This window comes from Bacillus sp. FSL H8-0545 (assembly GCF_038006105.1).
In the GTDB taxonomy this organism is placed as follows: Bacteria; Bacillota; Bacilli; order Bacillales; family Bacillaceae_G; genus Bacillus_A; species Bacillus_A cereus_U.
In genome coordinates this window covers 2,341,375-2,361,227 of record NZ_JBBOUO010000001.1, presented here as the reverse complement: position 1 = coordinate 2,361,227, position 19,853 = coordinate 2,341,375, and the positions used below count along the sequence as shown (strand labels likewise).

Here is a 19,853-nt window from a genome sequence, read left to right as displayed (position 1 = left end):
ATTTGTTTAATTCTTATTGCACTAACGCATCCTTTTAAATCGGTTATTTATTAGAAAATTTATCAATTGCTTGAATAGCTTGTTCCAACGCTTTTATTCTTCTTTCTAAAAGTGTTCTTTGGGGACTACCAGCCTTTGACTTATCATAAAAGTTCTTGATTGATGGCAGCAAACCAGTAATGACATTACGAGCTTCTGCTAACTCTTCCAGGGTGTAATGATGGGTTCTTTGATTCCAAACGTTTTCTAGCATTGCTAAGCCGATGCAAACAGCTTTCAGTCGTTTCTTTACTAAAGTAGTATTTGCGCCTTTTTGAGTCATCTGCGACAAAGCATTTTCTAATTTATTGATGGTTGATTGTAAAGATTTTATTGATTCCAATTTATCTACATTTGATACATTTTCCATGTTAGTACTGTCCCTTCTTCGATTCTGAATTATTTTGCTTGATACTTTATAACATCGATAAGAACCTGATTTCACTCGGAATATTTTAACATAAATAACTAACAATATTTGAAAGTAATTCTCAAGAATCCGACACAATTGTTGAACACAAGTTAACTAAACTGCCTGATAGTCCAATAAGAATTAAAAACCTTTTTTGTCACTTAACATTTACATGATGAATAATGATTTAAAGGAAAACGACCGCAAAACTAAAATCCTCTTCCCTCCTCTGCAGTATTTTATAAGTACTTCTTTCTTCTCATTAGAATTCCTATATAAACAAGTTGGAAATATTGTATATTTTATGAACCAAAAAACGCACAAGTTATTTAACCTGTGCGTTTTCGTCTTTATTCAGTAAGATAGTAAAGTAACAGTTTCCGAGCCTTTTCATAATTCATGAAATCTCTATATAAAATGGGGTACTTTATAATTCCTGTTTTAAGAAAACGATATTGCGGAAACCATTCAAAAAACGATTTTCGTAGCCATAGTATTTGTTGAAACAAAATTTTCTTTTCGTTTTTATTAAGTACCCTACTCAAAGTTCCTGCTGTATGCATCCAATAATAATTTAAATCGGCATTAATACAGTCATCTTCTGTAAATGTATTTTTATAGTTTTTCTGCAATTTTCGTGTGTCACGATAGGGAAATGGCTTATGCAGAGGACTATGCATTTTCTGTAATTCATTAAAAATAACCTTTTTTCCTAATAACAACTTTCCACCCCTTTATTTCTCCATCCAATTCAATAAGTTTTTATAATGATTATGAGCATCCTTATACCCAAGATTATATAAATTAACGAGCTTTTCTTTATTTCTCTCTATACCGCTTATAGGAAGTTGTATACTTGGCTGAATTACATAAAAATTATCTTTTTGTTCGTTGTGATTCATATAAGATACAGTTTCATTATAAAAACGATAATGTTCTACTAAAAGTTCTGCGATTTTCGGATATCTTCTATATAAAATTTTAGACAGTCCAGAAAATTTATTCCGCTGCTTCTCGTATCCTTCTGGCTTTGTCATAACAACAACGTTCTTTTTATAACCATCATTCTGTGCTTTGAAAACTGGAATAGGATCTATAATCCCTCCATCTAACAGTTTTCGATTATCATATTCTACAGCAGGTGCAATAAATGGCACAGAGCTTGAAGCACGAATGATTTTCAAAATATCATTTCCATGTTCTATTTTATTATAATAAACTGCCTGTCCTGATTCGCAATCAGTCGTTCCGATTACAAACTGTTCATTTGAATTTAGGAAGGTTTGAAAATCAAACGGTACAATTTTGTTTGGTACTTCATCAAATAAAAAATCCATTCCAAATAATTCACGTTTTCGAATTAAGTTTCGATAAGATATATACCTGTGATCTGCTACTAGCTCTGTATTTACTTTCTTATTTCTTCCTTTTTGACGTGACAAATATGTTGCTCCCATACACGCTCCAGCGGATACACCGACTACATACGGAAAGAATAAGCTCCTTTCCATAAAATATTCGAGTACTCCTGCAGTATATAACCCTTTCATTCCGCCGCCTTCTAATACTAAACCGATATTCTTCATGCTTAATCCCTCTGCTTCTATTTTCTTAATTACATGTTAGCACAAGATTTTAGGATGAGGTTATATAAATTAATTGCAACAATAACGAAAAACTATTGAACTTATGTCATAATGTCTTATCCAATAGCATGGTACAATATAAGAAACTCATTCCACATATTATAAAGGAGGAATTTCATATGGGTTTATTTAGTGGTATTTTAGGAAATGCATCAAGTGCGAGTACAGAAAGCGTTGAACGTGATTTAGAAAAGATTATGCTAGATGATGAGAAAGTTGAGCATGCTTATAAATTAATTCGTGATTTAATCGTATTTACAAATCGCCGTCTTATTTTAGTAGACAAACAAGGAGTAACTGGTAAAAAAACAGAATACCATTCTATCCCTTATAAAAGTATTACACAATTTAGTATTGAAACAGCTGGGCATTTTGATTTAGATGCAGAACTTAAAATATGGGTGTCTAGTTTGAGCGCGCCAATTACGAAAGAATTTAAAGGCGATGATAGCATATTAAGTATTCAAAAAGCGTTAGTAACATATACGACGAAATAGTTCGTTTTTGTATATTTATTCACATTAGAAATTACTAACCCGAACATTTTGGAAGAATATACATTAAATTTGTATATTCAATCTAAAATAATGTGAAAAGGTAAAGCATTTAAAATGTGCTTTACCTTTCTTTTTTATAATAAATTAATGTTGCTTTATCATTTAATTTATTTTTAAATTCCGCTCTTATATATCCCATCTTTTCGTATAGAAAACAATTTCGTTCTTCCTCTAAAATTGTAGCAAGCTCCCAAGTCGTTATTTCCGGAAACATCTCCTCGATTAAAATTAATACTTTTTGAGCAATTCCGTTCCCTTGATAGTTTGGAATAATAAACATCGGGCTTATCCAAAATTTAGATGACTCTTCTTTACGTGATATACATATCGCTCCGACAAGATTCGTATTTACGAAAATTTTATAAAATCCACCGTCCGGATTATTTATTCTCGAAATCGTTCTTTCAATAAGTTCATTTGCCGGATTTGTTTCATAGTCCTTATACTTTTCTAATAATGAACTAAATGATTCTACTTGCATTTGAAATATAATCTCTGCATCACTTTCTGTCGCCTTCTCTAATGTTACCAATTTAAACGCTCTCTTAAAGAAGTGATATGAGCTGTATGATGACGACCGTGCCATGCATATAGTCCAATTGCAGCAGCAAGTTTTTTTTCTCCTGATTCAGGATGATTAAATGTCTTTTCTAAATCTGCCGGTTCTAAAGAATATAATAAGTTAACCCATCTTTTATGTAATGAATCTAGCATTACAAGTGAAACATCTACTGGCAATTTTGAGTCAGGTAGCTCTGCCCATTTTTCTTCTTTGTACGGTTTAATAGTTGGATTCTTTTCTGTCAGTGCTAATTTAAAGCGTATGTAGCTATTCATATGACTATCAACAACATGATGAACGACTTGACGAACAGTCCATCCACCAACGCGATACGGTGTATCTAACTGCTTCTGATCTAAATCTTTTATCGCTCTTGCTAATTCATTAGGTAAATCCTCAATTTCTTGAATCCATTTATCAATTATTTCTTCTGTAATAGTGCCTACATAAGTAAATTGACCTATTGGATAACGTAAATCCTTCATGTACATGTCCCCCCCCTATTATTTTTAATCCTTAGTAGTCCTCCAAATATAATGTACGAAATTTACGTTTTCTCCGTTTAAATCTACAGTAGTTGTATCTGCTTCCTTTTCACGAGAAAATCCCCTCTTTTCTAATACAATTTGTGAAGCTATGTTATTTGTTGTTGTCGTAGCATGTATTTCATTAATTTCATAGACTCTTGCTTGAGCCAAAATCAATTTTACAGATGATGCTGCAACTCCTTTTTTAGTAAACTTCTCTCCAACTCGGTAACCTAACGAGCCAATTCGTTTTTCCTTATCTATATCTACTAAATTGATACGTCCTACAATTTCTTTTTCTGTATTACGTATGAGATGAAAATAAGAAATCCCCTCAGTTTGTTCTTTTAATAGTTCGTCAAGTTGCTTTTGAAAGTATTCATACACGTAATAATTAGAGCCACGACTTGGTACCATTGTTTCAAAAAATGATTTGTTCGTGAGTTCAAAATTAAATAAATCTTCAGCATCTTGATTCTTTAATTGTTCTATGTATATTTCCATCCCGTTTACCCCTTCTTGATTTACTAACTGTTATACATTCTTTTTTAAACGATAATTTTCCTGCTATTTCTTTCGTCTGAGTAATACAGCAAGTAATACTCTAGGATGAAAAAGATGAAAAGGACTACGAATTAAGTTCATAACTCTGACTAACCGAATATAAATATCAGAATCACTTGCAGAAAGTTGATATATTTGTTTCGTATACCATTGCTGAAATTTTTGTTTCATAGTTAATTCTTGCTGTAACTTAGGATGACGTGCTATCTCCGTTGTCGTCATTTCCCAAGGTGTTTTGATAATCATAGCAGACTTCCTATAAAACTCTTGAGTTAATGTTTTATCAAGCTTTTTTCTCCCTTGAAGGATTAATTGCAATTGGCGAGCTTCCATAGCTGCAACTGAAACACCTTGTCCGAAAACTGGATCAAAACGACAATGCGCATCTCCAACTACTAACAATCTTTCAGGTAAATTATTAACTAGATCAAATCGCCTGCGTACTTGATATGGAATTTTGTACGTTTTTATATCGGTAATCGCCTCAGATTTGTTTAGAAACTCTGTAACATTAGGGATTGATAGGTTTTCAGCAAAATCATAAAATTCATCATCTGTTTGCGGTGCTTTTTCATTTGCATCTCCACTAAAAGTAACAAAATAACGATCATCTTCAATCGTTTGAATTAGAACACCATACGGATTCTCGGGAAAACTTGGAGACATAAGCATATTACAGCAGTCTAATTTCTCTTTTTCTTTGAGCCTAAACATTCTAGTTGCGTAAAACAAATCAATTCTTACTTTCTCTTCTTGTACTTCAAAATTGTATTTTTGTAACCAATCTATACTTTTTGAACCAAATCCACTTGCATCAACAACAAGATCTGCATGAAATTCTTCTTTCATTTCTGTTTTCAAACATTTAGCTCTTATTCCATAGACTTTATTAAGTTTGTTATCTACTAGTAATCCTTCAACCAACATTTCATACTTCGTAGTAACATTTGAAACTTGTTCAATTCGTTTTTGAATATGAGATTCTAACAGAAGACGACTTTGCTGAATCATATTTATTTCGCCTTTGAAAGGCTGCTTCCATAGGCCGAACTGATGCCATTTTAAATCGCGAGTAAAGTTATTTACAATGCTACCTGCTTCAATTAATTCATTAGTAATGTTAGGAAACAACTCCTCAAGTGCTTCTTCGCCGCCTTTTAATAACACATGCGGATGATTACTTTGTGGAACTCTTTTACGAGGTCCTTTTCCATCCCATCTTTCTCCGGCTTCTAAAATGATTACTTCTTCAAACGTATTTGATAAAGCTTTTGCGACGAGTTTCCCTGCTATACTTCCACCGATAACGATAGCCTTAGTAAACATTTTTTCCCCCTTAATGAAAAGAGATCCTGTCGTGTATGAATGGAACAGGATCTTAACTAATAATTCCTTGCTAATTATATTTAAAACACCTTTGTGAATTGCAACGTTAAAATTAAAATACCTAATCCCCATACGTAATACGCGAATACTTTTAAAGAATGACGTTTTAAATATTGAATCATCCATGAAACTGCTATGTAACCAAAGAACGCTGCTGATAATGTTCCGACAATTAATGATGTACTAGAAATAGATTCTGCTTTCCCTTGAAAAACATCTGCAAATTGCAAGATGATAGCTCCGACAATAGCTGGTGTTGATAATAAAAATGAAAAGTACGCCGCTGTTTCGCGGTCTAACTTTCTCCATAATGCAGCGACAATTGTCATTCCAGAACGAGAAATTGCCGGAAATATAGCTACTGCTTGAAATGAACCAATTATGAATGCATCTTTATATGTAATATCATTCATTTTTTTACGACCGTTCTTTTGTTTATCGGCCATATAAAGAAATAAACCCGTCACTAAAAACTCCCAACCTATTGTTATACCTGTTTTTGAAATATCTTCAAAAAAGTCTTTAAATAATAAGCCGATTACAACCGCAGGTATCGTCCCGACAATAAGTAAAAACATAAGCTTTGAAAACGGATTTTTAATTAAATATATAAATTCTTTCTTATAATAAATAAACACCGCAAGTAACGTTCCAATATGCAGCATCGTATCTAAAAATAAACCTGCTTCATCTAATTGAAAAAGATGTCTCCCTAAGTAAAGATGCCCTGTACTACTTATAGGTAAAAACTCTGTCAGTCCTTGAATAATTCCTAAAATAAAAGCTTCTAGCCAATTCATGATGATCTCCTTTCTCATTTGCTTGTACCAATATATGATGCTTTAATTTTTGTTATGAAAGAAAATATATTTCTCTTGGGGATTTACTTTAACTTTTATTTAGAAGTTATGGATTGCAATATCGATGGATATATATGTAAAAATAAAGGAGGGTTTATATGGAGAAACACACAAAATTAGGCAACATATTACTTTGGCTTGGACCAATTCTTGTGTTCTTAGGCTTATGTATGACAAATGTAATTACAGACATACCTTTCTTCGAAGGAAAGCATAAAACTCTTGGAATTATTATGTTATTTATAGGGGTACTTTGTTTAATTGCCGCTCATTACTTTAAAATACGAAAAAATTCTGCCGATTAAATAATATATTCCCTTATAAGGAGGAACAAATGCGAGGAAAATCATTACGGACAAAAATTACAAATCTATATAAATAAAAACAATCCTAGTGTATGTACTAGGATTGTTTCATTTCGCTAATATTGTTTATTTATAAAACACTTTATCAACGTTATATTTCGCTTTGTATTCATTAATGATGTAAGTTTCGTAAATTTCTCTTTCTGTTGGATCTTCTACGATACATGCATCGATGCGGTATACTTCATCACGATTATTTTTGATTGGTGAAACATTATCTTCAAAATGCTTTTTAATACGTTGTCTAATTTTACGAGCTTTACCTACGAAAAGAAGTTCGTCATTAATATTGTAAAACATAAAAATGCCGCCTTTATCTCTAGGGAACAAGTGGAAATCGATAAAACCGTTAATTGGAGTAATTAATGGCTCGTCTCCTTTAATAACTTGTTTACGTTCAGTAATTGAAACATCAGTTTCAGGAATATTAATTTTAATCAAGTTCATTCACGTCCTCTTTTATTATAAAGATAAATAATAGCATAAGTATGTAAGAAAAGCTATATTCAGAGAAATATTTCATTTTATAATTCAAATATTATAGGTATATCATGTAAACTTTTTTTCCAAATCATATGATCACTTGATTCGCCCCAATAATCCTTCAGCACATAACTAGGTTTTCCAAACTTTTTCGTCCATATTTTTTGCGCTTTTTTGTATCCACTATCTAAACAGTATTCGGTTATTCCTCTGCTAAGTAATGTAAGATACATTGTATTTAGTAGTAAACTCCCTATACCTTTTCTTTGATACTCCGGAAGTATAAATACAGTTCCTATTTCATACAAATCCTTAAGTACACCGCCTGTACAACTATTAATTAATGTACTTGCTGGACCGATTTCAATCGTTCCAATGATTTTATTGTTACTTGTATCTATTGCTAATAAAAAGTAACGACTTTCTCCATTACTATCAAAATCATTTTTCAAATATTGCTTTTTCGAATTAATTTCATTTTCTATGGCATCTAATAGTTGTGATAACCCTTCGTTTTTATAAGTATTCGTAATAACTATACGAAAAAACAAATTTAGTTCATCAATATCATCCGAATTCGGCCTTCTAATTTCAACGTTATACATGACTTAAATCTCCAATCTTTGAAAATATATGAGAAAGTGTATTCGTTCAAAAAGATTTTATACAATTGTTAAGACCATACTTTATATACTCTATTCATTATTATTCTACATAGCTCTGCATAGATCCAGCAGTATAGAAAACTCAGTATAAATATTAATGTAATAACTTTTATATCCATAGTTGTATGAATAGTAGGACCAAGTACAGGAAAACGGAAGATATCGAGAATGATCATAATTCCTATAAGTAGACATATCGCTGAAAAGGAAATTACCCAAATCCTCCTCTTGAATTGTAAAAAGGATACTCCTAACGCTATACCTAATAATCCTGTAGTAAAGGGAAAGACAATTAGTTCACTTGGCTCAATAATGAATAATAGGAAAATAGTAAGAATATAAGAAAGTACTCCCTCACGAATAGAATAACAAATAGCCAGACAAATCGGTAGCGTCGCGAAAGGACTAATAAATAACCCAATTCCAGGGATTAAGTTCCCCGCAGATTGAAAAATAGCAGCAAATGAACCGAGTAACGCTGTAATGACTAACCTACTTGCAGGAGTCACCTTTCTTTTATGAACAAAATTCGCATCCTGCTCTATCATCCATTGATACCAATAGCATCTAAAGCGATTCATCAAAATACCTCCTAAAGATACCTAATTCATCACTTACTATAATTATTCATACACTTATGGTTTACGAGTTAACTTTCTACTAATCGTTTATACATAGAAGTTTTTTAGAGGGACAACAGGTCGTGCATTTTGAAGAATAATGAATTTCTTATATTTTTAGACTTAGAGTTTATATCGTATCATGGAACAATTTCATAAATAGTACCTTTGTTAAAATCAGTTACTTTCATAGAACCGTAAACTCCTAAATATAATCTAGTTTGATCTAAGTTTGTTCCTAAACTAACATAATAAGCTGCTTGAGCACCAAAATCATAATTGGTTTCAATAACATGAAAATCATTACGTTTATCGTCTATACTTGCCCTAGTATATGCTAAAACACCTTTAACTGGAGACCGAGATTCTTCTTTTTTGGCAAGATCGGTAAACACGACGCTACCAGTTAAATTTGGTATTGCAGTTCCCATATAAGGCTGAACTCCTGTAAGTGAAGTTCCTCCAAACTTATCCGGTCTGGAATCTTTATGAAAATAACTAATTAGAGGCTGAATACGTCTCACTGACGTTTGAATTGTTTCATTATAATAAGCCATTGTTCTCTCATCCAAAGTAGGGTTCTCAGAACAGTGCCTTATAAAAGAAGTAGGTAATTCTCCTTCCCATCCTCGCCAACCAAAATTAATAAATCCATCTTGAATGGGAGTGGATCTCATTAAATGCGTTTGAACAAGTTCGGTAACCGGTATGGGTTTATAATGAACAAACGAAAAAATAGACTCTACAATATCCTGCCCGACATTTCCAGCATATTTGATATACTGATTATAAAACCTTTGAAATGAAATACCTGTTATATTACGAACTCCTTTCGCAATTACTGTAAGTGTTTCTTGTATAGATAAAGGAAACTCATTAAATCGCGTAACTACTGGAGGGTTATTTATGAATGTATTTTTACTTACATCGATTTCAATTATTTTACCCGCTATTTCTAAATCATCCTGGCTTAAATTAAATGGATCATAACCCGATCCACCATCTCCATTTGTAAAAACAAGTTTTCCAGTCTCAGGTGAAAAGTTTAAACTATTGACTCCGTTATGATTAAAAAAGGGCCTTCTTATGTTAAGTAATGTCCGTCGTTTTTGAGATTGACCATGTGATTGTAAAATCCATTCCTCAACCGTATCAATATGATCATATTGATTATCTCTATTTACCCACTTTAAGTTTAAAGTTTTCGGATCACATGGATCAGGTTTAAAAGGTTCAGAAAGGGCACCCGGACCTTGAGTGCCAGCTACTGAATAATGAAGGTAAAATAAACCATTTTGATAAAATTGTGGATGAAACGCTAGTCCTAGCAATCCTCGTTCATCGTAACCACTACTAGAAACTCCTTCTTCAGATGTGCCTAATTTTATGATTCGCGGGCGAATATCTAAAAAAGTCCTTATAACTCCGTCTCCTATGTAAAAGATTTCTCCTACCTGGGTGGCAATGAATAACCTTTCAATTGAGTCACCTGGTAGTATAGTTGTTTTCAAAACAGTAGGTAAATTGAACTTACTTGCAATGGGTCGTAAACTAACCTTAACTTTTGTCAACTTACTTTACACCCCTTTAATTGCGTTTTATTAAAAGAATATGATTAGAACTGTTCAATTAGTATCCAATTAGGGCCTAGGGAATTGGATACTATTTCTGACTGCGCTGCATTTCCTGCTTCTCCATATAACTACGCATCCGTCGCATATATTCAGGTGCGTCCATCGGATTCCCTGCGATCATTTCAATTATACAGAGTCTTTCGGCGCTTTCCTTTTCAGCATGGATTATAGCCTGATCAAGCTCTCCATAGGTCCGGACCGTAACGGTAAGCGCGTTACCTCCAAAAGCTTCGGCCAGCTTGGTGTAAGACCATCGAGGGATTTGGTTGTACTTTTGATCCTCTGTTTTGACATTTAAATATTTCTCAATTGTATAACCATCGTTGTTCAATATAAAGATTATGGGCTTGCAGCCGTAATAGAGCATAGAACTGATTTCCTGTGCCGTTAGCTGCAGGGCACCGTCACCTGTAAACACCAATACTCGGCGTTCCGGCGCGGCCATAATAGCACCAAACGCCGAAGGGATTGCGTAACCGATGGACTGCCATCCACCTTGTCCAATATATGTTACATTGCCCGGCAGTCTGACCTCTCCCATTCCATAATAAAACGTTCCGGTCTCGGCGATTACAATATCCCCATCTTTCAGCATGCGCTGAAAACGCGGATAATAGCCGTCCGCCATTAGAGGTCCGTCGGCAATAGTTGTGAATTGCTCATAAGGGAATGACAATTTTTTTGTCAAACCTTTGCCCGTATAACCCACCTTCTGAACGGCAAGTAGCATGTCGGCTGCAAGAATATTCGGATATTCCGCCTCAGCGATTTTAACTATATCTGGTTGAATATTGACAGTTATCAGCGGGTTCAGCTTTGCGGTAAAACTTGCGGTGTTTGTGTCCGCCCATACCATGCCAATCGCAATGATACAATCTGCATTCTCCACCGTACTTTGGACTTCAGTCCTCCCGAAAGAGCCTAGATACATTCCGATATAATTTGGATGGGTCTCATCGAATCCTCCCTTCCCGTACATCATCGTTACAACAGGCACATTCATTGCATCGGCCAGTTGCCGAGTTGCTGTCTGAAGGCCGAAGCGCATAGTTTTCACATCCACCAAGATAACTGGTCGGTGGGCACGCTCCAAAAGCGGACGGACATGATTCACTGCAGCCTGAAGGGTATTCTGGTTGGATGTTGGACGTGGTGTTACCGGTTCTGCCCAGACTTTAATCGGCTTGGTCACTAAATCATTAGCCACAACCAGGTATACCGGCCTTTTCTTTTCCTTAGTAATGCGAATCGCAGTCTGAATTTCAATCTTGGCATTTTCCGGCGTAAGCACTGCGGTATATGCCGTAATCTGCTCATACACCTTGCGAAAAACGTCAAAATTTCCATCCATTAAGGTGTGATGCATAAGCTTATGCTCTTTTTGATCCTTCTCAGGAGGCGCACCCACAATGTGTATAATTGGTACATGCTCGCTGTTGGCTCCCGCTATCGCATTGCAGGCGCTGAGCTCCCCGACCCCGAAGGTCGTAATAAGAGCCGATATTCCTTTGATTCTTGCATAGCCATCTGCAGCATAACCTGAGTTTAGTTCGTTTCGTCCTTCTATAAAGCTGATGCCGTTATAACACTCCAAAGTATCAAGAAGTGTAAAATTATAGTCCCCTGCGACACCAAAAATTTCGGTAATGCCCTCGAGTTTCAGGCAATCGAACAAATACTGGCCAACCGTTTTTTGAGCAGGTCCCCTTTGTAAACCAAAGTTACCCGTATTAATAATGTTGTCCATCGCTTGCTCACTCCTTATCCATTTCTTTGGCTTGTTCTGTTTTATAGTACCCTTTTTGATAATTCCCTTTAATTAAACCGGTTATCCCTTGTGCAACAATTAATGGGGAAGAAATGCTCCTTATCTCTGGAGAAAGTAATAAAACAGGAGAAGGAGGAGAAACACTAAAACATTACGAGGCTTTGGAAGTTTTCGGACTAGAAAATATTGCATATCGGTGGTCAGCTCAAGATTTAATTACACTGGACAAGATTCCTTACATCGGCGAAATCACCTCTGGTCAAAAGAATGTATTAATTAATATTCTAATGCTTTCTTTAACTCTTCTCGCTCACTTTTAGCCCACTTTGTTTTACGGTGAAGATTTTTGTACAACCATATATTACAACTACATTCTCATGAGCCTAACGCATGATCGTCGTAGGATGAACCGAAATCCCACGCTCTTTCAGAATCTCAAATACATCTCGATAACTTAAGGGAAAACGACGATAATAGCCGACTGCTACTAAAATAATGTTCTTTTTAAATTGTTTCCCTTTAAAATCTCCCATTTATCATGCTCCTCACTTTGTTTTGCAAAAATCTAGCTTACTTTTAAAAACTTTGTAACAGAACCCTAAAAATGATAAAAACCCACGAAGAAAATGAATTTTCACCGTGGGTTTTAGTCATTTAAATGGACTTTCGGGACACCTAACTCAAGAAGCATCCGCACCTTCAAACTGACTATTATAAAGCGAAGCATAAAAACCATCAGCTTCCAATAACTCTTCATGATTACCTTGTTCTACAATATCCCCATCTCTCATGACAAGGATTAAATCTGCATCACGTATTGTTGATAATCTATGAGCGATAATGAAGCTTGTTCTACCTTCCATAAGGTTTTCCATCGCTTTTTGAATCAGTACTTCTGTACGAGTGTCAATGGAGCTTGTTGCTTCATCGAGTATTAATATTTTCGGATCCGCAATAAGGGCGCGGGCAATTGTTAGTAGTTGCTTTTGTCCTTGGGATACGTTGCTTGCTTCTTCGTTTAGTTCCATTTGATATTTATTTGGTAATGTTTTTACGAAACTGTGAACGTGAGCTGCTTTCGCTGCTTCAATTACTTCTTCGTCTGTAGCATCGAGTCTACCGTAACGTATATTTTCCATGATGGAGCCGTTAAATAGCCAAGTGTCTTGCAGTACCATACCAAACATGTTGCGTAGGTCTTCTCGCGTGAAGTCTTTTATATCGTGACCGTCGATACATATTGCACCGCTATTTATGTCATAGAAACGCATTAACAGTTTTACAATCGTTGTTTTACCAGCTCCGGTTGGTCCGACGATTGCTACTTTTTGTCCAGGTTTAATGTTAGATGAGAAATTATTGATGATGATCTTATCTGGATTGTATCCAAATTGAACATCTTGGAAGGTAACTTCTCCTTGAACTTTTTGCAGCTTCACTGGATTTTCTGCTTCTGGCACTTCCTCTTCTTCTTCTAAAAATTCGAAGACTCTTTCTGCAGCAGCTGCAGTGGATTGAAGTACGTTCGCGATTTGCGCTACTTGAGCGATTGGTTGCGTAAAGCTTCTAACATATTGCACAAAGGCTAAAATGTCTCCAACTGCGATGGTTCTCTTTACCGCAAGCCATCCGCCTAAAATGGATACAGCGACGTAACCGATATTACCGATAAATGTCATAATCGGCATCATCATTCCAGATAAAAATTGAGATTTCCATGCGGAGTGGTAAAGGGTATCATTTACCTTTTCGAATTTTTTTACTTCTTCTTCTTCTTTGTTAAAGGCTTTTACGATATTGTGACCACTATAAATTTCTTCGACCTGACCGTTTACGTGTCCTAAATATTCTTGCTGGGATTTGAAGTATTTTTGTGATCGTTTTACGACTGCCATGATGAGAATCATCGATACTGGCAATATTAAAAGCGCCACTAATGTCATTTGCCAGCTGATTGATAACATCATGATAAGTACACCGATGATTGTAATAACGGATGTGATGATTTGCGACATACTTTGGTTTAACGTTTGGCTCACCGTATCTATGTCATTTGTAATTCTCGATAATACTTCGCCGTGCGTTGTTTTATCAAAGTAATTCAGCGGCATACGATTAATTTTTTCGTCGATTTCTTTTCTGAAGTTATAAGATACTTTTTGAGCTACTCCAGAAATAATGTACCCCTGGATAATACCAAACACAGTGCTCAGTATATATAATCCAAGAAGTAAAATGACAATGTTTCCGATATAGGTAAAGTCAATGGCCGCACCGGGTGCTCCTGATACTTTGCTTACGAGTCCTTCGAAAAGTTTTGTTGTCGCATTTCCTAAAATTTTTGGACCAACGATTGTAAAGGCTGCACTACCGATTGCGAAAAGGATAACGACTAAGATTGATAATTTATAGGGCTTCAAGTATTGAAGGAGTTTATTCATCGTTCCTTTGAAGTTTTTTGCCTTCTCAATCTTTCTCATGCCGCCGCCCATAGGACCGCCACCGCCAGGACCGCCTTGTTTTCTATTTTCTATTTTTTTATCACTCATGATGACAACTCCTCTCTTGAAAGTTGTGATAAAGCAATTTGCTTATAAACTTCACAGTTTTCCATAAGCTCTTCATGAGTACCAGTTCCAACTATTTTTCCTTCGTCAAGTACAATGATCTTATCGGCATTCATGATTGTGCTGATTCTTTGGGCAATAAGTAAAACAGTACTTCCTGTAATCTCATTGTTTAAAGCTCTGCGCAATGCTGCGTCTGTCTTAAAGTCAAGAGCTGAGAAACTATCATCGAATATGAAGATTTCCGATTTTTTCGTAAGAGCACGTGCAATAGAAAGTCTTTGTTTTTGACCACCGGAAACGTTCGTACCACCTTGTGATATTTCTGTACGGAAGCTTTCAGGTTTTTCGTTAATAAACTCCATAGCTTGCGCGATTTCTGCCGCTTTTGCGAGTTCTTCTTCAGTTGCTTCTTTCTTACCGTATTTCAAATTACTCTCGATTGTACCTGAGAATAGAACTCCTTTTTGCGGTACATAACCAATTTTCTCTCTTAATTCCTTCTGAGATACTTCTCTAATATCCGTGCCATCTATTAATATTTGGCCGCTTGTGACATCGTAAAATCGTGGAATTAAGTTGATTAATGTTGATTTACCACTACCTGTACTTCCGATGAAAGCTGTCGTTTCACCAGGTTTTGCAGTAAAGGTGATATTGGAAAGCACATCTTCTTCTGCACCTGGATATCTAAAGCCAACATTTTTAAATTCAACGTAACCTTTCTTGTCTGAAGCAAATGTTTTCGGCTCTTTTACATCACTAATGGTAATGTCAGTATCTAAAACTTCTGCGATACGTTGTGCGGAAACTGAAGCACGTGGAACCATAATAGATACCATTGAAATCATTAAGAAGGCCATGATGATTTGCATTGTATATTGCATAAATGCCATTAAATCACCAACTTGCATATGTCCCATATCCACTTGGTGTGATCCAACCCAAATAATAAGTACAGTAACGGCATTCATGATAAACATCATCATTGGCATCATAAATGACATTAAACGGCTTACAAATAAATTTGTGTTTGTTAAATCTTGATTTCCTTTTTCAAATTTCTTTTCTTCATGTTTTTGATTATTAAAAGCACGAATAACGAGCATACCTGTTAAAGATTCACGAGTGATTAAGTTAATTTTATCTACTAACTTTTGGATACGCTTAAACCTAGGAATCGCGATGCTAAATAAACCAATGACTAGACTTAAAATCGCGATTACCGCAACTGCGATAATCCATCCCATTGAAAGGTCTGTAGTAAGTACTTTAATAATGCCGCCGATACCTAAAATTGGTGCATAGAATACAATGCGAAGCATCATAACCATAAGTGTTTGAACTTGTTGGATATCATTTGTACTTCTTGTGATTAGAGATGCAGTGGAAAACTTATCAAACTCCGCATTCGAGAAGTTTGTAACTTTCCGGAATACTTTCTTTCTAAGGTCTCTGCCGAGTCCAGCAGCTACTTTTGCAGCAAGTAAACTCACGATAACGGTAGCTGCCATACTTACTAAGGATAAAAGCAGCATTTTCCCGCCGGAAGTAAGAATGAAATTAGATTGAAGCTTATCTATATTGATACCGATCTTTTTATACTCATTCTCAATGAATGAAACGGCTGATTGTGTTACCATGCTGCCTGGCATATTCTTAAACTTTTCATCTGCCTTTTCTTTCATTGCATTGATTTGATCTTGAGGAAGTTTCGCAATGATTGCAAAAGGATCTGTATTTGGCGGAAGCTTCGCTGGTGTTTTGTTGTCACCCGTCGCAGCAGGAGGGAAAGCAGATGCGCCTCCTTTTTCAATTCCTTGTGTAATTAACATTGGTTTCCCAAAGATATTGTTAAGTTCGTTAATTATATTTTTATCTTCTGTATGTAGCTTATAAAGCGGCTCTTTATCAAGCTGTGGATAATCTTTTAAGTCATTTTTTAGTTCACTTTGAGAGAGGTTGTTCTTATCTAAAAGCGCATAGTTGTCAGCTACTTTTTTCTTCTCATTTTCATTCATAAAGAGCGTAAGTTTATCCATTTCACTTTTACGAATAACCTCAGGTACTGCATTTTCTACACCTTTTTGTTGAATCCCTACATTGACAATGTTAGACATATAGTCTGGCAGTGATAGATCGCATACTGCCTGCACAGTTAAAAGACATACAACTGCAATGATGGAAGTAACAAATGGTTTTAAATGTTTAATGATCTTTAACATTTAATTCATCTCTCCATTTTCCTTATCTAATTTTTTTAGTTTTTACTCCGTTTCTCTCCTTTATTCTTCGTATTCTCAGTAATTCATTCTAGCAGCTCTTTACGTATTTTCGACCACAGATTAATTTTATGACTATATGAAGGTATGATGAAACTTTTAGGGTGTAGATGTTGTTTTATAGGACTTAAATCCCAAAATAGAACGCACATATTTCTTGATAAAACGACGATCTTGTTCCACTATATAATTAAGATATCTAACTAATCTTTTCTGGCGGAAAACCAAAATTTCGTAAACTACTTGACTTGATTGATGAATATCGGATTAATATGTTTCCTGTAGTCTTAGGCAGTGGACTACCTTTATTTAAAGAAATTACGGACAAGATCAATCTTAAACTTATAAAAACCAATACATTTAAAACAGGAGTGGTTGGTCTTATCCACCAACCGGAGGAAAATGCTTGACTACTCGGCACTTCAACTATCGGGTGCTAATGTTCAACAATGCGTACCGAAAATAATCAAACATATTTTATAAAAAGTGATTCTATAAAATATGTTTAGAGCCTATTTTGATAACTCTTTTTTTCAAAAACGGGCTTTTTATATTAGGTAAATCAGCAGTAATAGACTTACCTTTGATTAAACATGTTTATAAACCAACATAACGTACAGGAAATCGGCTTTTCTCTTGTCGAAATTTACTTAGCATACAGTGGTCATATATTTTCAAGAATAACGGAAGAATATATAGAAAATGCTACATAAATGTGAAGTTTGATCAACTTAGGGGGGACAACCTTGTTCAATCAGATAGTAAAAGCTGTACCCAATTTATTTACGATTGGAAATTTATTGTGCGGTGTTTTTTCAATTACCATGAATATGAGTGACTATTTGGAAGTAGCCTCCATTTTTATTTTCTTTTCAGCTGTTTTAGATCTCCTTGATGGAAGAATTGCGAGAAAATTAAAAGTGAACAGTGAGTTTGGTATACAATTGGATTCCTTAGCTGATATTGTTAGTTTCGGAGTTGCTCCTGCACTTTTATTTCATTCGATAGCAACACCATCTATTTTAACTTCTTTGGCATTTATCCTTTTCCCAACGATGGGTGCTTTAAGATTAGCTAAATTTAGTGTAAAACCAACCATTGGATATTTTAAGGGATTACCTATTCCAGCTGCTGGATTACCATTGGCTGGTATGGGATTGTTTTCATATAGCAATGCATGGATTACATTAATCCTCGCTCTCTTAATGGTAAGTCCAATTAGGTTTAAAAAACTTTAATTGGGATCCCGCCTATCGCTTTAATTTCATTTGTGAAACGGTTCGCTAATATCCATCAAGTTGAGGGGTTTGATGTTATTCATCATTTTACGGATTCAGCGATGGGACAGACTTTAAAGAGCGTACCTATTGTAATTGCTCATAATAGATTGTGAAATTGAATAGCCTCCAGTTTTTGAGGCTATTGTTTATATTTCTGATATGTATTTTCGCCTCTATATTGAACAAATCCATCTTTCTTCTCTAATACCTCAAACGATAAAAATGCACTTCGTTGCTATAAAAGGCAAAAATTTTTCGTTTTGTGGGTTATCTATTTTCTTAGCTTGATAGCGATGTGGTGGTACCTGTTTAAAAGAACTCCTACCTCCCCAAATACTTAGTTACTCCCAAATAACATGACAAAAAGATTAGGAAATCACTCCTAATCTTTTTGTTTATTACTATTCCATTGCCCCAGCAACATCATAATCATTTAAATCTAATTCAATCGGTTGCCCTAACGCAAGTTTAGCAAGTTCTGATCCTAAGTATGGACCTGCTGTTAATCCTGAAGCACCTAATCCGTTCGCAATGAGTATGCCTTCAAAATTAGGTAGTGGTCCAATAACAGGTAAGAACCCTGGTGTAAACGGTCTAAAGCCAACTCTTGTTTCAACCATTGTACCATCTTCTAAACCAGGTGCTACTGTTAACGCTTTATGGAATACTTCATGTAAACCACCTGCAGTTACACGGTGGTCAAATCCAGTATCGTTTTCATGTGTTGCACCGATTACGACTTGACCGTCATCAAAAGTCAAAATATATTGATCGTTTGGCGGCATAACAACTGGCCAGTTTTCTGTATTTGTATTTTCCATATGTAAATGAACTATTTGAGCTTTTTGGAACGTAACTAAGAAATTAACGCCTAATGAATTTAATATTTCGTTCGCCCATGCTCCTGCAGTTACAATAACCTTTTCTGCTAGAAGTGTTTTTTCGTTTACTTTAACACCAGTAACATGATTATTTTCATGAATTAAGATTGCATTTCCTTTTACGAAAGTAGCACCATGTTTTTTCGCAGCGCTTACTAGTGCATTGCGTAATGACCTTCCATTTACTCTAGCAGCTCCGCTAATATGAACAGAACTATATTCTTCTGATAATGCCGGGAATAATTTTTTCGTTTCTTCAGCTGATAAGCGCGTAATTTCACCAATCTCTGGCGCATCTTCACGTCGTTTATAAGCTCGCTCTTCCATTTGATCTAGCTTTTTCTCGTCAGTATGTAAACTAATTGCACCTACACGGTTGTAACCTGTATCCGTTTCACCATCATCTTCTAATTGCTGAATTAAAGAAGAATAGTAACGTGCACCGCCTTTAGCGATTTTATACCAAGCTTTATTACGACGCTGTGAAAGCCATGGGCATACAATACCCGCTGCTGCATCAGTTGCTTGACCTAACTCTTGACGATCAACAATTGTTACATTTGCACCGGCCTTAGCAAGATGATAGGCAGTAGATGCCCCTAAAATTCCAGATCCAACAACAATATACGATTTCATTTCAAACACCTTTTCTCTTTTGCATAATATAAAAATATAAGAACATCCTTTAGTATAATGTAAGGATTCCTTTTTTCAATGTACTCATCCCAATTAATTGTTGCATCATTGTGACGTTC

Annotated in this window: 19 protein-coding genes and 3 pseudogenes; 4 read left to right on the top strand and 18 right to left on the bottom strand. The window is 35.2% G+C overall.

What is annotated here, in order from left to right:
- Window positions 1–43 precede the first annotated feature (43 nt).
- From MHI07_RS12270 to MHI07_RS12260, 3 genes are all read right to left on the bottom strand, one after another.
- Entirely contained in the window at window positions 44–409 is a 366-nt protein-coding gene (locus MHI07_RS12270) for a hypothetical protein (protein ID WP_204209566.1), read from the bottom strand.
- Window positions 410–801: 392 nt separating this feature from the next.
- Window positions 802–1,173 carry a YxiJ-like family protein gene (locus MHI07_RS12265; RefSeq protein WP_215581879.1) on the bottom strand — a complete coding sequence of 124 codons (372 nt, stop codon included), beginning with the start codon at window positions 1,171–1,173 and terminating at the stop codon, window positions 802–804.
- Between the two features lie 12 nt (window positions 1,174–1,185).
- Window positions 1,186–2,037 (bottom strand): patatin-like phospholipase family protein, encoded by an 852-nt coding sequence (locus tag MHI07_RS12260; RefSeq protein WP_215581877.1) that lies wholly within the window; start codon window positions 2,035–2,037, stop codon window positions 1,186–1,188.
- Window positions 2,038–2,216: 179 nt separating this feature from the next.
- Between MHI07_RS12260 and MHI07_RS12255 the strand changes: the two genes are divergently transcribed.
- Window positions 2,217–2,594 carry a PH domain-containing protein gene (locus MHI07_RS12255; protein WP_002110143.1) on the top strand — a complete coding sequence of 126 codons (378 nt, stop codon included), beginning with the start codon at window positions 2,217–2,219 and terminating at the stop codon, window positions 2,592–2,594.
- 121 nt (window positions 2,595–2,715) lie between these two features.
- On the opposite strand, the gene MHI07_RS12250 is transcribed toward MHI07_RS12255, so the two are convergent.
- From MHI07_RS12250 to MHI07_RS12230, 5 genes are all read right to left on the bottom strand, one after another.
- Window positions 2,716–3,240 (bottom strand): GNAT family N-acetyltransferase, encoded by a 525-nt coding sequence (locus MHI07_RS12250; protein WP_215581875.1) that lies wholly within the window; start codon window positions 3,238–3,240, stop codon window positions 2,716–2,718.
- On the bottom strand, window positions 3,180–3,701 hold the full coding sequence (locus tag MHI07_RS12245) for a YfiT family bacillithiol transferase (RefSeq protein ID WP_002119716.1): 522 nt from the start codon (window positions 3,699–3,701) through the stop codon (window positions 3,180–3,182). The genes MHI07_RS12250 and MHI07_RS12245 overlap by 61 nt, the downstream gene beginning before the upstream one ends.
- Window positions 3,702–3,725: 24 nt before the next feature.
- Window positions 3,726–4,247, bottom strand: coding sequence for a GNAT family N-acetyltransferase (locus MHI07_RS12240; RefSeq protein WP_215581873.1), 522 nt, complete (start codon window positions 4,245–4,247; stop codon window positions 3,726–3,728).
- A 63-nt stretch (window positions 4,248–4,310) separates the two neighbouring features.
- The gene (locus MHI07_RS12235) at window positions 4,311–5,633 is read right to left on the bottom strand and encodes a glutamate synthase (RefSeq protein WP_340824024.1); all 1,323 of its coding nucleotides are present in this window, start codon (window positions 5,631–5,633) and stop codon (window positions 4,311–4,313) included.
- Window positions 5,634–5,713: 80 nt separating this feature from the next.
- On the bottom strand, window positions 5,714–6,493 hold the full coding sequence (locus tag MHI07_RS12230) for an undecaprenyl-diphosphate phosphatase (RefSeq protein ID WP_002110135.1): 780 nt from the start codon (window positions 6,491–6,493) through the stop codon (window positions 5,714–5,716).
- 158 nt (window positions 6,494–6,651) lie between these two features.
- Here MHI07_RS12230 and MHI07_RS12225 point away from each other — a divergent pair, with 158 nt between their 5' ends.
- Window positions 6,652–6,858, top strand: coding sequence for a hypothetical protein (locus tag MHI07_RS12225; protein WP_002161639.1), 207 nt, complete (start codon window positions 6,652–6,654; stop codon window positions 6,856–6,858).
- A 126-nt stretch (window positions 6,859–6,984) separates the two neighbouring features.
- Here the strand turns inward: MHI07_RS12225 and MHI07_RS12220 are convergent, their stop codons facing one another.
- The 5 genes from MHI07_RS12220 to MHI07_RS12200 form a co-directional block, all read right to left on the bottom strand.
- Window positions 6,985–7,365, bottom strand: coding sequence for a nucleotide excision repair endonuclease (locus MHI07_RS12220; protein WP_002161640.1), 381 nt, complete (start codon window positions 7,363–7,365; stop codon window positions 6,985–6,987).
- A gap of 77 nt (window positions 7,366–7,442) precedes the next feature.
- Complete coding sequence (locus tag MHI07_RS12215) at window positions 7,443–8,006, bottom strand: GNAT family N-acetyltransferase (RefSeq protein WP_215581867.1); 564 nt, start codon at window positions 8,004–8,006, stop codon at window positions 7,443–7,445.
- A gap of 68 nt (window positions 8,007–8,074) precedes the next feature.
- Window positions 8,075–8,647 (bottom strand): hypothetical protein, encoded by a 573-nt coding sequence (locus MHI07_RS12210; protein ID WP_340824019.1) that lies wholly within the window; start codon window positions 8,645–8,647, stop codon window positions 8,075–8,077.
- 179 nt (window positions 8,648–8,826) lie between these two features.
- Window positions 8,827–10,257 (bottom strand): PQQ-dependent sugar dehydrogenase, encoded by a 1,431-nt coding sequence (locus tag MHI07_RS12205; protein ID WP_016104962.1) that lies wholly within the window; start codon window positions 10,255–10,257, stop codon window positions 8,827–8,829.
- Between the two features lie 91 nt (window positions 10,258–10,348).
- Window positions 10,349–12,067 (bottom strand): alpha-keto acid decarboxylase family protein, encoded by a 1,719-nt coding sequence (locus tag MHI07_RS12200; protein ID WP_340824016.1) that lies wholly within the window; start codon window positions 12,065–12,067, stop codon window positions 10,349–10,351.
- A gap of 95 nt (window positions 12,068–12,162) precedes the next feature.
- Between MHI07_RS12200 and MHI07_RS12195 the strand changes: the two are divergent.
- A pseudogene (locus MHI07_RS12195) lies at window positions 12,163–12,366 on the top strand (FAD-dependent oxidoreductase); the annotation flags it as partial.
- Between the two features lie 108 nt (window positions 12,367–12,474).
- Here MHI07_RS12195 and MHI07_RS12190 read toward each other — a convergent pair.
- The 4 genes and pseudogenes from MHI07_RS12190 to MHI07_RS12175 form a co-directional block, all read right to left on the bottom strand.
- Window positions 12,475–12,621 (bottom strand): annotated as a pseudogene (locus tag MHI07_RS12190) (IS6 family transposase); the annotation flags it as partial.
- Window positions 12,622–12,768: 147 nt separating this feature from the next.
- A complete protein-coding gene (locus tag MHI07_RS12185) occupies window positions 12,769–14,637 on the bottom strand; it encodes an ABC transporter ATP-binding protein (protein WP_340824014.1) in 1,869 nt (622 codons plus the stop codon).
- Window positions 14,634–16,880 (bottom strand): ABC transporter ATP-binding protein, encoded by a 2,247-nt coding sequence (locus MHI07_RS12180; protein WP_002200375.1) that lies wholly within the window; start codon window positions 16,878–16,880, stop codon window positions 14,634–14,636. The genes MHI07_RS12185 and MHI07_RS12180 overlap by 4 nt, the downstream gene beginning before the upstream one ends.
- 162 nt (window positions 16,881–17,042) lie before the next feature.
- Window positions 17,043–17,153 (bottom strand): annotated as a pseudogene (locus tag MHI07_RS12175) (IS6 family transposase); the annotation flags it as partial.
- A 530-nt stretch (window positions 17,154–17,683) separates the two neighbouring features.
- On the opposite strand from MHI07_RS12175, the gene pssA reads away from it, so the two are divergent.
- Entirely contained in the window at window positions 17,684–18,175 is a 492-nt protein-coding gene (pssA, locus tag MHI07_RS12170) for a CDP-diacylglycerol--serine O-phosphatidyltransferase (protein ID WP_215581859.1), read from the top strand.
- 443 nt (window positions 18,176–18,618) lie between these two features.
- On the opposite strand, the gene MHI07_RS12165 is transcribed toward pssA, so the two are convergent.
- Window positions 18,619–19,734: an NAD(P)/FAD-dependent oxidoreductase gene (locus tag MHI07_RS12165; RefSeq protein WP_215581857.1), complete on the bottom strand. Its 1,116-nt coding sequence runs from the start codon at window positions 19,732–19,734 to the stop codon at window positions 18,619–18,621.
- Window positions 19,735–19,853 lie beyond the last annotated feature (119 nt).

Excerpts from the sequence above, each read along its gene's own strand:
- MHI07_RS12180 (WP_002200375.1), bottom strand. The coding sequence starts at position 16,880 with ATGTTAAAGATCATTAAACATTTAAAACCATTTGTTACTTCCATCATT.
- MHI07_RS12230 (WP_002110135.1), bottom strand. The coding sequence starts at position 6,493 with ATGAATTGGCTAGAAGCTTTTATTTTAGGAATTATTCAAGGACTGACA.
- MHI07_RS12215 (WP_215581867.1), bottom strand. The coding sequence starts at position 8,006 with ATGTATAACGTTGAAATTAGAAGGCCGAATTCGGATGATATTGATGAA.
- MHI07_RS12255 (WP_002110143.1), top strand. The coding sequence starts at position 2,217 with ATGGGTTTATTTAGTGGTATTTTAGGAAATGCATCAAGTGCGAGTACA.
- MHI07_RS12165 (WP_215581857.1), bottom strand. The coding sequence starts at position 19,734 with ATGAAATCGTATATTGTTGTTGGATCTGGAATTTTAGGGGCATCTACT.
- MHI07_RS12210 (WP_340824019.1), bottom strand. The coding sequence starts at position 8,647 with ATGAATCGCTTTAGATGCTATTGGTATCAATGGATGATAGAGCAGGAT.
- MHI07_RS12225 (WP_002161639.1), top strand. The coding sequence starts at position 6,652 with ATGGAGAAACACACAAAATTAGGCAACATATTACTTTGGCTTGGACCA.
- MHI07_RS12200 (WP_340824016.1), bottom strand. The coding sequence starts at position 12,067 with ATGGACAACATTATTAATACGGGTAACTTTGGTTTACAAAGGGGACCT.
- MHI07_RS12235 (WP_340824024.1), bottom strand. The coding sequence starts at position 5,633 with ATGTTTACTAAGGCTATCGTTATCGGTGGAAGTATAGCAGGGAAACTC.
- MHI07_RS12245 (WP_002119716.1), bottom strand. The coding sequence starts at position 3,701 with ATGAAGGATTTACGTTATCCAATAGGTCAATTTACTTATGTAGGCACT.
- MHI07_RS12250 (WP_215581875.1), bottom strand. The coding sequence starts at position 3,240 with ATGGCACGGTCGTCATCATACAGCTCATATCACTTCTTTAAGAGAGCG.
- MHI07_RS12240 (WP_215581873.1), bottom strand. The coding sequence starts at position 4,247 with ATGGAAATATACATAGAACAATTAAAGAATCAAGATGCTGAAGATTTA.
- MHI07_RS12270 (WP_204209566.1), bottom strand. The coding sequence starts at position 409 with ATGGAAAATGTATCAAATGTAGATAAATTGGAATCAATAAAATCTTTA.
- MHI07_RS12185 (WP_340824014.1), bottom strand. The coding sequence starts at position 14,637 with ATGAGTGATAAAAAAATAGAAAATAGAAAACAAGGCGGTCCTGGCGGT.
- MHI07_RS12260 (WP_215581877.1), bottom strand. The coding sequence starts at position 2,037 with ATGAAGAATATCGGTTTAGTATTAGAAGGCGGCGGAATGAAAGGGTTA.
- MHI07_RS12220 (WP_002161640.1), bottom strand. The coding sequence starts at position 7,365 with ATGAACTTGATTAAAATTAATATTCCTGAAACTGATGTTTCAATTACT.